Genomic DNA, 12,889 nt, shown 5'->3' on the forward strand with positions numbered 1-12,889 from the left:
CTCATCAGTTACAAATAAGCAGCCACTTTATTCCGGTCGGTTTCTACCGTTTCAAACTCCGAAGAGACAATACTGCTTCCCATCGGCACATTTTCATTCCGGTACTCCATTTTACTGTAAACGATGCTACGGGCGGAAGTATGAAACTCCTTCGCTCCTGTTTCCGCTTCGAGTTTCGCGATATTGTTTTCACGGACACCGCATCCCGGCATGATAATGATGCGTCCGTCAGCACGCTTCACCAATTCGGCAATCAGAGGAATACCTTTAACGGCATCCGATTGCTGGCCGGAAGTCAGGATACGGTCGCATCCGAGTTCAATCAGTTGTTCCAGTGCCGCAAACGGGTCACGGCAGACATCAAATGCCCGGTGGCAGGTTACCGACAACGGTTTGGCAGCCTCCATCAGTCTGCGCATCAACGGAACATCTATATCTCCCTCTTTAGTGAGGCATCCGAAAACGACGCCGTGTACTTTCAGTTGTTTACATAATTCAATATCCAGCAGCATAGCATCTATCTCCGCCGGAGTATACAGAAAATCGCCGCCACGCGGACGGATAATGACATTTATATCAATGGTAGAAGTCAATGCCTGCGCTGTTTTAATTTCACCATAACTGGGAGTCGTTCCCCCTTCAGGGATACCGGCGCAAAGCTCCACACGCTTAGCTCCTCCGGCTTCGGCCTCTACACAACTTTGTGCCGAGTTGGCACATATCTCGATTATACGGGTTGGTTTCATAGGTTTGTCTTTATGTTTGTTTTCTTCCATACATTAATTATAATGATACAAAGGTACGATTCTCTATTTCAGAACAAAGACGCTCCGGCTGACGACGACAATTCCATAGTATATGTATATAGACGTATTCGGGGTGAATAGTATATATAACTTTTGTACAATCTATTATTAATGAATGATATTCCAACGAACCAACATCCTTTAATAAAGGTTCTACAAACCCCAAATAAGGTTGTGTCTTTAATAAATTTATATCCGATCGATATTTAGTCCTTACTCTTTTAGCAGTTTGCATCCCCAAATTATGACGGCAATATCCTATAATCTGAGCAAGATCATCTAAAGCCAAAGGATGCCATATAAGATTCATAGCATTCTATCTATTATCAGATCAGCTTCATCTCCCTTAATGCCAATCCCAGCTATTGCATCTGACTCCGTTTGTTCGAGTCGTTGTTTTACTTCGTCCAGCGTATAGGAACAAGGTACATTTTCACTAACGGATAGCCATTTACGAAGTTCTCGCCGTACTCTATCCAATACTTCACTATTATCAATGTTAAGTATTTCCCGGATAAGTTCGGTTTTACGAGCTTCTAATTCAAATGCTGTCATATTCAATCCTCCTACTTTTTAGATAGATACAAAGATAGTTTTTTTGCATCTAACAACAATCATTTTCCCTCTTAATTACAGATAAGAGCACGGCGTTGTTTCACCTGTACGACCTGCCGGCTTTCACAATGACCTTGTGCCGCCCACCACAACGACCTTGTGACGTACAGCACAAAGGCCTTGTGACGGGCGCCACAAAGCCTTTGTGCAAATTTTCTCATAAAGAGAGGACGCTATTCTATTTCGGGCCTGTCGCCGCCTCCCCCGTCGCCGGAAGTAGTAAGCGGGCGTTCGAATTCGATGGTACGGGGTTCTTTCAGCAGGCCGGTACCCGTAGTGTACTGTGTCACAATGCGCAACGTATATTGCGTGCCTTTCGACAGGGTGGCGGGAACCTGTATCTGTACGAATTTCGGATCGTTGCGGCGCAGGCGTCCGGTGGCCTGTGTAACGGCGCCGGAAGCGTCGATAAAGAAAACGCCTACTCCTTCCGCATCACCGGCTATGCGAACTTTATCTCCTTCGATATCGATCGTGTCGCCGATAGTGATCGTGCTGTCTACTGCGCCTGTCGCACCGTCGGTAACGCGGTTGATACCGGCTCCGCTGTCTTTTACGCCCAGCACTTCGACGCCGACTTTTGTCAACGCTTCGCGCATCTGGCTGGAAAGCGTTATGTCGAGCGTTATTTTATGGCGGGCCGGGTCGAACTGGTCTTTTGCCGTGATCCAGCTGCCACTAACGCGGGGAGTGAACTGGCAGGTTTCGGTCAGTACGCTGTAGCCTTGCTGTACCTTTTCGCGGATAATACGGTCGTGTTGATTGATGATCGACAACATGGTGTCGAATTTGATTTCACTGCCTTCCACAACGATGGCACGGGCGATGTCTTCGTTGCGAAAGGTGTTTTTCATGGTGGAAACTTCGGCTGTATAGTCGTTATCCACATCTTTGGTAAGAAGATTGAGCCGTAGCCAGATCTTCCAGAAAAATTCGTAAACTGCCATTCTGATTTAAGTTTAAATATTAATAATAGTATGCTACTGCTAAAAAACAGTCAGCAGAAACAAAGATATTCAAATCTTCGGTTCCGCTGCTATGTATTGCCGTTTATTTTACTTGGCAGGGAGGTCTTTGATGCAACGGGCACCATATTTGGATTGCGGGCAACCTGTTTCCATGGCCGGCTGCGGTGTACTGTAACTTGTGGTATTTGCATTATCCGGCCAACCCTATTGTTTTACTTATGTATTCCCGGTTTTATCAATTTCCTTGATAAGATAAAAAAACATATAGCCACATAATTTAAAAACTGGCTTGTTTTACATATGTATGTCCAATAATAATGGCTGTGTAAGTATTATGATTACATTTGCGTTCAGTAAAGCAGCAAGACGATGAACTCAGAAAAACTAAAGGGCCATATATTGATTTTGATAACAAATATATTGTTTGCTATCAATATGCCCATATCCAAATATCTGTTACCTTCCCATGTGCAACCCGAGGCGCTTACCATCATGCGGATGGGGTCTGCCTGCCTGTTGTTTTGGTTAACTTCGTTATTTATCAAACGGGAAAAGGTAACGATAAAAGACCTGGGACTGCTTTTTATCTGCGCCATGTGCGGGGTAGGCATCAATCAGGGACTGTTTATTGTAGGGCTGAACCGAACCTCGCCGGTGGATGCTTCCATCATCGCAACAGGCGTCCCTATCTTCGTCATGCTACTGGCAGCCGTTATCCTGAAAGAGCCGATCACCAAGATGAAAGCCTTGGGCGTATTGATGGGATGCATCGGGGGGATATCTTTGATCCTGGCATCCACACATGCTACGGGGCAAGCCAGCAGTCTGGAAGGTAATCTGATGATCATCGTCAGTGCTTTCGTATATTCCATCTACCTCGTTTTATCCAAACCGTTGAGTTTACGTTATTCAGCGGTAACGATGATGAAATGGATGTTTCTTTTTTCCACGTTGGTATTATTGCCTTTTACTTATCGACATGTTCTCGATACCCCTGCTTTCCAGCGGGAAACACTCAATATGCAAGAGCTTGGAGCCATCAGTTTCGTACTGATCGGTGCGACATTCATTCCTTATTTATTAATACCTATGTCGCTGAAACGCATCCGTCCGACAACAGTGAGCATGTATAATTATATACAACCGATTATTGCTTCACTGATTGCGGTCATGATAGGGCAAGACACATTCTCTTTACAAAAAGTATTATCGGCAGTCCTTGTTTTTACCGGGGTTTATCTGGTTACACAAAGTAAGAGCCGGGCAGATTTGGAAAAGGAAAGCCGTTGAAAAAGCTTTTGTACAAACTTGTTAATCACCTTTATAGCCAGAACCTTTATATATTTTATTTGTTTTAAGCAGAAAAATATACGTCACAACTATGGATAGTGTAAGTACTTCTAACAAAACACCCAACAAAAGTATGATATGGCTTATTGCCATATTGGTTATCGCCGTCATTATTGCCTTTCTATGGTGGTGGAACTATCGCAAATATATTTCGACTGATGACGCCAACCTTGACAGTTACCGGGTAAGCGTCGCATCACAGGTCATGGGACCGATGGTCAGGCAATATGCCTGGGAAGGCGATACGGTCAAAGCCGGCATGCTCCTTGCCGAACTTGACAGCAGCGGTATCGTTGCAGAGTTACAGGAAACCATTGCCCGCCGTGAACAGACGATAGCCAACCTGAAACTGGAAAAAGAGAATCTCAACACTGCCATCAAGAACCTCCAACTGGCAGAAATCGCTTACCATCAGGCAGAAGTGAACTATCTACGTGACCAAAAACTATACAGCACCAATGCCGTTTCGCAGGAAACATTCCAAGATGCGGAAGACTCCTGGAAAAGTACAGGCATAAAAGTAGAAGTAGCCAAAGATCAGATCAAGGTCTCACGGGCACAGATCACATCCGGTGAAGCGGCAATCGCCTCAGCTGATGCAGCGATAGAATCCACCCGTGTTTCATTGGGATATTATCGCATCACAGCTCCGGTCGACGGCGTGATTGCCAAACGGTGGTCGCTTCCGGGTGACATGGTTCAACCCGGACAGACACTCTTTACAATCAATGAAGGGAAAGACCTTTGGGTAGCCGTTTATCTGGAGGAGACCAAGTTCCGGACGCTCCGCCTCGGACAGAAAGCCGATTTCACGCTGGACGCCTACCCCGGACTCACCTTTTCCGGAAAGATATTCTATATAGGTACAAACACAGCTTCGGAGTTTTCATTGATCCCTCCTAATAATGCTTCCGGCAATTATACCAAAGTTGCCCAGCGCATCCCGATAAAAGTCTCCGTCGACCAGGTAAAAAAAGGAAAAGAAAATACCCGGATGCCGAAACTGGTATCAGGCATGTCCGCAACCGTTAAGATTATCAAGAAGCAATAATGGGTAAGAACGGAAATACAAATGATAATGCCTACAAATGGCTGGTGTTGGGCAACATCATGATCGGGACATTTATGGCCGTGCTCGACTCCACCGTCGTGAACACCGGACTTCCGGCTATCATGGGGACGCTCGGTGCCAGTATCAACACTGCCGAATGGGTTCTGACAGGATATATGCTGGCTATTGCGAGCATCCTTCCCGCAGCCGCCTGGCTGTCCGACCGGTTCGGATACAAACGGATTTATTTCCTTTCTTTATTGGTATTTACTTTCGGTTCGTTCATGTGCGGAAACTCCACCTCGATCGAAGAACTTATTTTCTGGCGTGTAATCGAAGGCCTTGGATGCGGAGCAATCATGCCTGTCGGAATGGCGATTGTCAGCAATGTTTTTCCTCCGGAGCAGCGGGGAACGGCACTCGGTTTCTGGGCCATCGCTTCGGCAGCATCCGTCTCGTTCGGTCCTTCCATCGGCGGTTATCTGGTCGACAATCTGAACTGGAACTATATATTTTATGTAAATGTACCGGTCGGGGCTCTCGCTCTCTTTGTAACAGCCATCCTGCAAAAAGAATATAAGGCGGAGACAGTACAGCCTTTCGATATTCCGGGATTCATCACTTCCGGCATCTTCCTGCCTCTGTTCATGTACGGGTTATCGGAAGTCAATTCGTCTACCAACACACAAGGCTGGAACAGTCCTGTCGTATTAGGCTCGATGTGGATTTCCGCACTTATGTTCATACTCTTTATTTATATCGAACTGACGGTGAAGCATCCGTTAATCAACCTGCGTATATTCAAAGACCGCAATTTCACCCTGGCAAACGTGATGATGTTCATCTTCGGGGTCGGCATGTTCGGAAGCACTTTCCTGATTCCCCTTTATTTGCAGAACAATCTGGGATATTCAGCCCTCCAGGCCGGCATGTTCTTTATTCCCGTAGGAATCATCCAGGGATTTTGTTCTCCCACTGCCGGAGCACTGGGGCAGAAGATAAACCCTAAAATACTGATTGCAGGCGGACTGATCCTGATGGCACTCAGTTTCTATCTCAACATCTTCCTCTCCTTCCTGACCGAAAAATGGTATATCATGATGAGCCTCTATCTTCGCGGCATCGGCATGGGGATACTTTTCACGCCATTATTAACTTTATCATTAGCCCGTATCAGTGTCGTACAAATGGCACAAGCATCGAGTATCACCAATATCGTCCGCCAAATGGGCGGCAGTTTCGGTGTCGCCATCTTCAGCCATATGCTTACCCAACGCACCAGTTACCATACCCAACGCTACAGCGAAGCATTAAATTATACTGGTAAGATATATCACCAGACAATAGATAAACTGAGTTTCTTCGCCTTACAGACAACCGGCACCACCGAAGAGACAGCCAAATCACTCGCCGAACAGCTAATAATCAAACGTCTCGAACTAGAAGCATACATAGGCGGCATCAACGATGATTTCTATATCGCATTCATCGTCACCTTGCTTTGTCTGCTCCCGGTGTTCTGGTTACGGCAGGTGAAAAAGGGCAAAATAAATAAACAATAGTAATCATCATACCCTCTTTTCCTATCAACTTTCCACTATTTTATCACTTTCTACTGAAAAAATGCTTGCATTTGAAAAATAATGTGTAATATTGCCCCTGCAATAAGATATGAAAACTAGAAAAGTAAAAGAATGATTGCAGGTATAGCATATTATACATGGGCATTGATGACCCCTTGGGGGGTTAGAATTTACAAATAAACAAGAGCAGCGGCCACGTCCTGCATTGTTGCAATCATTTGTATTGCATCCTTTATGCCGGTTCTTTCCGGTTCTTTTTATCAATTAATTTAGTTACAAATATATTGTCAGTTGTCAACCGTCAGCTGTCAATTAAAATAATACATACCGATGAAAGTATTGAAATTCGGCGGAACATCCGTAGGTTCCGTGAATAGTATTTTGAGTGTTAAGAAGATAGTAGAGGCTATTGAAGAGCCTGTAATCGTTGTCGTATCTGCATTGGGCGGCATCACGGATAAGTTGCTGGCAACCTCATCCATGGCTGCCAAAGGGGATGTCGGATACGAAAGGGAGTTCTCCGAAATCATAACACGTCACCTGGATGTGATTCAGGGTGTTATCCCCGATAAGATGCAGCGCATCGAAGTGCAGAAAAAGGTCATGAGCCTGCTGGACGAACTGGGTAATATCTTCAAAGGTGTGTACCTTATCAACGACCTGTCTGCCAAGACTTCCGACACAATCGTCAGTTACGGCGAACGCATTTCTTCACTCATCGTGTCGAATGTCATTGAAGATGCCAAGCTGTTCGATTCCCGTAAGTTTATCAAAACGCTCAAGCAGTTCAACAAACATATCGTTGATTTCGAACAGACAAACCAGCTCATTAAAGAGACTTTCAACCCGCTACCTAAAGTATCGCTGGTTCCCGGCTTTATCTCTTCCAGTACGGAAAACGGAGAAGTAACGAACCTGGGACGTGGCGGTTCCGACTATACTGCCTCTATCCTGGCTACTGCGCTCGATGCCAACGTTTTGGAAATATGGACGGACGTAGACGGTTTCATGACTGCCGACCCGCGCGTCATCAGTTCAGCCTATGTAATCGACCGGCTGACGTTTACCGAAGCGATGGAGTTGTGTAACTTCGGAGCCAAGGTCATCTATCCGCCGACAATTTATCCGGTATATCATAAGAATATTCCGATCCGTATCCTGAACACATTCAATCCGGAAGCGCCGGGTACTTATATTTCCAAGGAAAAGGTAAAAGAAGAAGGGAAAGCCATCATCAAAGGTATTTCCTCTATCAACGACACCTGCCTGATTACCGTTCAGGGACTGGGCATGGTTGGTGTGATCGGTGTAAACTACCGTATCTTTAAGACATTGGCAAAAAGCGGTATCAGCGTATTTATGGTATCACAGGCCAGTTCCGAAAACAATACGACTTTCGCTGTCCGCAATGCCGATGCCGACCTGGCCGTGCAGGTGCTGGATGAAGAGTTCGCATTGGAACGCGCCCAGGGTGATATGAACGATACGGTGGCCGAAAAAGACCTGGCAACAGTCGCCATCGTCGGTGAAAACATGAAACGTACGCCAGGTATTGCCGGTAAGCTGTTCGGTACGCTGGGCAGTGCCGGTATCAGCGTGATTGCCTGTGCACAAGGTGCTTCCGAAACAAACATATCATTTGTTATCAAGCACAAATATCTGCGCAAGGCACTGAACTCTATCCATGATTCATTTTTTCTGTCACAATATAAGGTGTTGAACCTGTTCATTGCAGGTGTCGGAACGGTAGGCGGTAACTTACTGGAACAAATCCGTATCCAGCAACCTAAACTGATGGAACAAAACGGCCTGAAATTGAATGTTGTCGGTATCGCCAACAGTAAACGTGCCCTTTTCCTTCGTGAAGGACTGAACCTGGAAAACTGTATCGACGAACTGAAAAAGAACGGCGAAGAGAGTTCTCCCGAACATCTGAAAGAAGAGATTCTGAAAATGAATATCTTCAACTCCGTATTTGTGGATTGTACGGCAACCCCGGCTGTCTCCGACCTGTATGAAACGCTGCTCAACAACAACGTTTCAGTGGTAGCCGCCAATAAAGTAGCCGCCTCGTCCTCTTACAGCAATTATATCAAACTGAAAGAAACGGCCCGCCACCGTGGCGTCAAGTTCCTGTTCGAAACGAACGTCGGAGCCGGACTGCCTATCATCAATACGATGAACGACCTGAGAAACAGTGGCGACCATATCCTGAAACTGGAAGCTGTTCTTTCCGGTACATTAAATTATATATTCAATACGCTGAGTGCCGATATACCTTTCAGCAAGGCAATCCTGATGGCAAAAGAGGAAGGTTACTCGGAACCCGACCCCCGCATCGACCTGAGTGGAAAAGACGTATTGCGTAAACTCGTCATCCTGGCGCGTGAAGCCGGTTACAAAGTGGAGCAGGAAGATGTAAAACGCAACTTGTTCGTGCCGGATAAATATTTCGAAGGTTCGCTCGACGATTTCTGGTGCAAAGTGAAAGAACTGGATGCCGAATTCGAAAACAAACGCCAGCAACTGGAAGCCGAAGGCAAACGTTTCCGCTTCGTTGCCAAAATGGATAAAGGTGTTTGCGAAATCGGCCTGCAAACAGTCGACAGCCATCATCCGTTCTACGAACTGGAAGGCAGCAACAACATCATCATGATTTCCACCGAAAGATACCACGAGTATCCCATGATAATAAAAGGCTACGGAGCCGGAGCCGATGTAACGGCTGCTGGTGTATTCGCCGATATAATCTCTATAGCCAATATTCGGTAAGAAAAGGAATGAATTAAGTTAATACGAAATGAAAAGTATAATAATCCTGGGCGACGGCATGGCCGATGAACCCATTGAGGCACTTGGAGGTAAGACTCCCATGCAATATGCAGATACCCCTTATATGGATAAGCTGGCTGCATTGGGTGTTACCGGACAAATGAAAACGGTTGCCGACGGGTTCCATCCGGGCAGCGAAGTTGCCAACATGGCCGTATTAGGATACGACCTGCCGAAAGTATACGAAGGACGTGGCGTACTGGAAGCTGCAAGCATCGGTGTCACCCTTCAACCGGGTGAAATGGCGATGCGCTGCAACCTTATTTGTGTTGAAGGAGATATCCTAAAAAACCATTCGGCCGGCCATATATCCACCGAAGAAGCCGACGAGTTAATACAATTCCTCAACGAGAAATTAGGCTCCGACAAAGTAAAATTCTACACTGGTGTCTCCTACCGTCACCTTTTGGTTATCAAAGGAGGCGACAAACGGCTGGATTGCACGCCGCCCCACGATGTTCCCCTCCACCCCTTCCGCCCGCTGATGATCAAACCGGAAGTGCCGGAAGCACAAGAGACTGCCGACTTATTGAATGACTTGATTCTGAAATCCCAGGAAATATTGAAAGACCATCCCGTCAACCGCAAACGTATGGCAGCCGGAAAAGACCCGGCAAACAGTATCTGGCCCTGGTCGCCCGGTTATCGTCCTGCCATGCAGACCATGCAGGAGATGTACGGTTTCAATAAAGGGGCCGTTATTTCGGCCGTCGACCTGATTCGCGGCATCGGCGTTTATGCCGGTCTTGAAGTTATCAGCGTGGAAGGCGCCACCGGATTATATGATACCAACTACGAAGGCAAAGCGCATGCCGCCCTCGAAGCACTGAAAACAAATGATTTCGTCTACCTCCACGTCGAAGCCAGTGATGAAGCCGGACACGAAGGAGACGTAGACCTCAAAATAAAAACAATCGAATATCTGGATAAACGGGCCATTCGCATTATCTATGAAGAGTTGCAGACATGGGACGAACCGGTTGCCATTGCCGTACTTCCCGACCACCCGACTCCCTGTTCGATTCGTACACACACCAATACCCCCGTCCCCTTCCTGATCTACAAACCCGGACAAGAGCCTGATGCAGTGACCTGCTTCGACGAGTTCAGTGTCCTGAACGGTAAATATGGAGTTTTGGAAAAAGATGAATTTATAAAAGAATTATTATGAAATATTACAGCACAAACAAACAAGCTCCCCTCGCCACCCTGGAAGAAGCCGTAGTAAAAGGCCTTGCCGGTGACAAGGGATTGTATATGCCCGAACGTATCGTCCGTTTGGATGAGGGCACAATCAACAATATGAAAAATCAGTCTTTCCACGAAATAGCTTGTACGGTTGCACAGGCTTTTTTCGGTGAAGACATCGAAACGGAAACGTTGAATGAAATCGTAAAAGATACTTTATCGTTCGATACCCCTGTGGTAAACGTCTCTGAAAATATTTACAGCCTTGAACTTTTCCACGGTCCGACACTGGCCTTTAAGGATGTCGGCGGACGCTTCATGGCCCGTCTGCTGGGATATTTCATCCAAAAAGAAGGACTGAAACAGGTTAACGTACTGGTTGCCACTTCGGGAGATACGGGAAGTGCCGTTGCCAACGGTTTTCTAGGTGTACCGGGTATCCACGTGTATGTTCTTTATCCCAAGGGAAAAGTCAGTCCTATCCAGGAATGCCAGTTCACAACACTGGGGCAGAATATCACCGCCCTTGAGATAGACGGGACTTTCGACGATTGCCAGGCGTTGGTAAAATCGGCTTTCATGGATGACGAACTGAACCGCCACATGAAACTGACATCAGCCAATTCCATCAACGTGGCCCGCTTCCTCCCGCAATCATTCTATTATTTCAATGCCTACGCACAACTGGATAAGCTCGGCAAAGCCGATAACCTGGTCATCTCCGTTCCCAGCGGGAACTTCGGAAATATCACCGCCGGTCTTTTTGCCAACTGGATGGGACTGCCCGTTAAACGCTTCATCGCTGCCAACAACCGCAACGACGTATTCCTTGAATATCTGAGAACAGGCGTTTACACCCCGCGTCCTTCCGTAGCCACGATAGCTAACGCGATGGATGTCGGCGACCCGAGCAACTTTGCCCGCATCATGGATTTATTCGATATCTACGGCGACAAACATCATGAAATATGCCAACACATCACCGGCTACCGTTTCACCGACGAAGAAATCGAATACACCATCAGATATGTATATGAAAACGATGGCTATCTACTTGACCCGCACGGTGCCTGCGGCTATCAGGCTTTGATACAATATGCACTCGAATCTGACGAAACCGGCCTCTTCCTTGAAACTGCCCATCCGGCGAAGTTCAAAGGAACCGTCGACCGTATCCTCGATGCAGACATTGAAATTCCGGCCAAGTTACAATCCTTTATGAAAGGGACGAAACAAAGTGTCGAACTCAGCAAAGACTTCAAAGCGTTCAAGGCTTACCTGATCACACAGTAATCATAGCCTGTTCCGTCCGGTATAGAGATTGTCCCTAGCGGTAGGTACGTTGCGTCCCTATCCCTAGGGACAACCTGTACCTACCAATAGGTACAGAGTGTACCTACCAGTAGGGAGCATCCCGATGTAGCACGCTTCCTACCCTCCGTACAGTACAGATGACACATTACCTATCGCCAACCATCAGCTCCTCCAGGTACTTTTTCAAAATAAGCGCATGATTATGGTCCGGACTCTTAGAAGCATATAGCAACGTGACGATCGGATATTGACTGATCTTCTCCACAAATACCCTTGCTGCCTCCGAACCGTTCAGCTCTTTGCTATACAATGCGGCAAACTCATTCCACCTTTCATCGGGTGCCTGATGAAACCACTTTCGAAGTTCTGGAGAGGGAGTTACATCTTTTTCCCACAAATCGAAATGTGCCGCTTCCTTTTTCATACCTCTGGGCCATAGCCGATCCACAAAGACCCTGTAACCATCCGTTGGCTCCGGATCTTCATATATCCGTTTCAATTTTATCTGTGTCATAATTATTTATCCATATTCCATTTATAAACAGCTTTTACAACCTTATTGTTACCATAAATCATCTTCAAATATTTTCTAATATTCCCGTAAACTTTCCTGTTGCCTATGATGTTTATTAAGTACAAAACATAAATAAACAAAATTATGAGTACAACAGTAAAATCAGAACAAAAAGAAAAAGCGACCCGCACTTCCAATAAAGAGATCGCAACATTTATCGGAGAACTTTTCTCATTCAACAGTAGTCTCAAACTTTTTCACTGGAGCGTAACCGGAACCGGCAGTTATGCTAAACATATGGCATTAGATGAAGCCATCGCCTCCTTGCTGGACGTGATCGACAGAATCACTGAAACAACATTCGCCTTGGTAGGCGACCTCCAGATTGCCATCCCGGAAACCAAAACTCCGAAAGACATCGTAAAACATGCATCAGATTTCTACAACTACGTAGAAAAACACAGAGACCTGTTCCCTGAAGCATTCTCACAATCCATTATCGACGACTATCAGGAAGCAATCCAGCAATTACTTTACAGATTAGTCAGATTGCAATAGCATTACCTGGTGATCTGCCAGTTATTTTTTAGAGTTTATATATTTACACGGAGGAGTTGTTTTCAAAGACAACTCCTTTTGTATTTTTTTACCCCGGAGTATCTTTAGTT

Annotated in this window: 12 protein-coding genes; 7 read left to right on the plus strand and 5 right to left on the minus strand. The window is 46.1% G+C overall.

Going from position 1 to position 12,889, the window contains the following annotated elements; genetic code table 11:
* Positions 1–8: 8 nt before the first annotated feature.
* From DWW91_RS25080 to DWW91_RS25095, 4 genes are all read right to left on the minus strand, one after another.
* Positions 9–746, minus strand: a complete 738-nt coding sequence (locus tag DWW91_RS25080; protein ID WP_122329276.1) for a copper homeostasis protein CutC — start codon at positions 744–746, stop codon at positions 9–11.
* A gap of 37 nt (positions 747–783) precedes the next feature.
* Entirely contained in the window at positions 784–1,116 is a 333-nt protein-coding gene (locus tag DWW91_RS28435) for a type II toxin-antitoxin system RelE/ParE family toxin (RefSeq protein ID WP_122329253.1), read from the minus strand.
* Positions 1,113–1,361 (minus strand): hypothetical protein, encoded by a 249-nt coding sequence (locus tag DWW91_RS25090; RefSeq protein ID WP_122329254.1) that lies wholly within the window; start codon positions 1,359–1,361, stop codon positions 1,113–1,115. Before DWW91_RS25090 ends, DWW91_RS28435 begins: the two co-directional genes overlap by 4 nt.
* Before the next feature lie 233 nt (positions 1,362–1,594).
* Positions 1,595–2,368, minus strand: coding sequence for a DNA-binding domain-containing protein (locus tag DWW91_RS25095; RefSeq protein ID WP_007652907.1), 774 nt, complete (start codon positions 2,366–2,368; stop codon positions 1,595–1,597).
* Positions 2,369–2,758: 390 nt separating this feature from the next.
* Here DWW91_RS25095 and DWW91_RS25100 point away from each other — a divergent pair, with 390 nt between their 5' ends.
* The 6 genes from DWW91_RS25100 (at position 2,759) to thrC (ending at position 11,686) form a co-directional block, all read left to right on the plus strand.
* On the plus strand, positions 2,759–3,679 hold the full coding sequence (locus tag DWW91_RS25100; protein ID WP_007652900.1) for a DMT family transporter: 921 nt from the start codon (positions 2,759–2,761) through the stop codon (positions 3,677–3,679).
* A 91-nt stretch (positions 3,680–3,770) separates the two neighbouring features.
* A complete protein-coding gene (locus DWW91_RS25105; RefSeq protein ID WP_007652899.1) occupies positions 3,771–4,790 on the plus strand; it encodes an HlyD family secretion protein in 1,020 nt (339 codons plus the stop codon).
* Positions 4,790–6,352 (plus strand): DHA2 family efflux MFS transporter permease subunit, encoded by a 1,563-nt coding sequence (locus tag DWW91_RS25110; protein WP_122329255.1) that lies wholly within the window; start codon positions 4,790–4,792, stop codon positions 6,350–6,352. Before DWW91_RS25105 ends, DWW91_RS25110 begins: the two co-directional genes overlap by 1 nt.
* A gap of 351 nt (positions 6,353–6,703) precedes the next feature.
* Positions 6,704–9,145 (plus strand): bifunctional aspartate kinase/homoserine dehydrogenase I, encoded by a 2,442-nt coding sequence (gene thrA / locus DWW91_RS25115; protein ID WP_007652897.1) that lies wholly within the window; start codon positions 6,704–6,706, stop codon positions 9,143–9,145.
* Positions 9,146–9,173: 28 nt separating this feature from the next.
* Complete coding sequence (locus DWW91_RS25120) at positions 9,174–10,376, plus strand: cofactor-independent phosphoglycerate mutase (protein ID WP_122329256.1); 1,203 nt, start codon at positions 9,174–9,176, stop codon at positions 10,374–10,376.
* Entirely contained in the window at positions 10,373–11,686 is a 1,314-nt protein-coding gene (gene thrC / locus DWW91_RS25125; protein ID WP_007652894.1) for a threonine synthase, read from the plus strand. The genes DWW91_RS25120 and thrC overlap by 4 nt, the downstream gene beginning before the upstream one ends.
* 166 nt (positions 11,687–11,852) lie before the next feature.
* On the opposite strand, the gene DWW91_RS25130 is transcribed toward thrC, so the two are convergent.
* Positions 11,853–12,221 carry a DUF488 domain-containing protein gene (locus DWW91_RS25130; protein WP_122329257.1) on the minus strand — a complete coding sequence of 123 codons (369 nt, stop codon included), beginning with the start codon at positions 12,219–12,221 and terminating at the stop codon, positions 11,853–11,855.
* Positions 12,222–12,365: 144 nt separating this feature from the next.
* Here DWW91_RS25130 and DWW91_RS25135 point away from each other — a divergent pair, with 144 nt between their 5' ends.
* Positions 12,366–12,779 carry a DUF5856 family protein gene (locus tag DWW91_RS25135; protein ID WP_007652890.1) on the plus strand — a complete coding sequence of 138 codons (414 nt, stop codon included), beginning with the start codon at positions 12,366–12,368 and terminating at the stop codon, positions 12,777–12,779.
* Positions 12,780–12,889 lie beyond the last annotated feature (110 nt).

Source organism: Parabacteroides sp. AF17-3 (assembly GCF_003635445.1).
Classification (GTDB): Bacteria; Bacteroidota; Bacteroidia; order Bacteroidales; family Tannerellaceae; genus Parabacteroides; species Parabacteroides goldsteinii.

Excerpts from the sequence above, each read along its gene's own strand:
- DWW91_RS25080 (WP_122329276.1), bottom strand. The coding sequence starts at position 746 with ATGAAACCAACCCGTATAATCGAGATATGTGCCAACTCGGCACAAAGT.
- DWW91_RS28435 (WP_122329253.1), bottom strand. The coding sequence starts at position 1,116 with ATGAATCTTATATGGCATCCTTTGGCTTTAGATGATCTTGCTCAGATT.
- DWW91_RS25090 (WP_122329254.1), bottom strand. The coding sequence starts at position 1,361 with ATGACAGCATTTGAATTAGAAGCTCGTAAAACCGAACTTATCCGGGAA.
- DWW91_RS25095 (WP_007652907.1), bottom strand. The coding sequence starts at position 2,368 with ATGGCAGTTTACGAATTTTTCTGGAAGATCTGGCTACGGCTCAATCTT.
- DWW91_RS25100 (WP_007652900.1), top strand. The coding sequence starts at position 2,759 with ATGAACTCAGAAAAACTAAAGGGCCATATATTGATTTTGATAACAAAT.
- DWW91_RS25105 (WP_007652899.1), top strand. The coding sequence starts at position 3,771 with ATGGATAGTGTAAGTACTTCTAACAAAACACCCAACAAAAGTATGATA.
- DWW91_RS25110 (WP_122329255.1), top strand. The coding sequence starts at position 4,790 with ATGGGTAAGAACGGAAATACAAATGATAATGCCTACAAATGGCTGGTG.
- thrA (WP_007652897.1), top strand. The coding sequence starts at position 6,704 with ATGAAAGTATTGAAATTCGGCGGAACATCCGTAGGTTCCGTGAATAGT.
- DWW91_RS25120 (WP_122329256.1), top strand. The coding sequence starts at position 9,174 with ATGAAAAGTATAATAATCCTGGGCGACGGCATGGCCGATGAACCCATT.
- thrC (WP_007652894.1), top strand. The coding sequence starts at position 10,373 with ATGAAATATTACAGCACAAACAAACAAGCTCCCCTCGCCACCCTGGAA.
- DWW91_RS25130 (WP_122329257.1), bottom strand. The coding sequence starts at position 12,221 with ATGACACAGATAAAATTGAAACGGATATATGAAGATCCGGAGCCAACG.
- DWW91_RS25135 (WP_007652890.1), top strand. The coding sequence starts at position 12,366 with ATGAGTACAACAGTAAAATCAGAACAAAAAGAAAAAGCGACCCGCACT.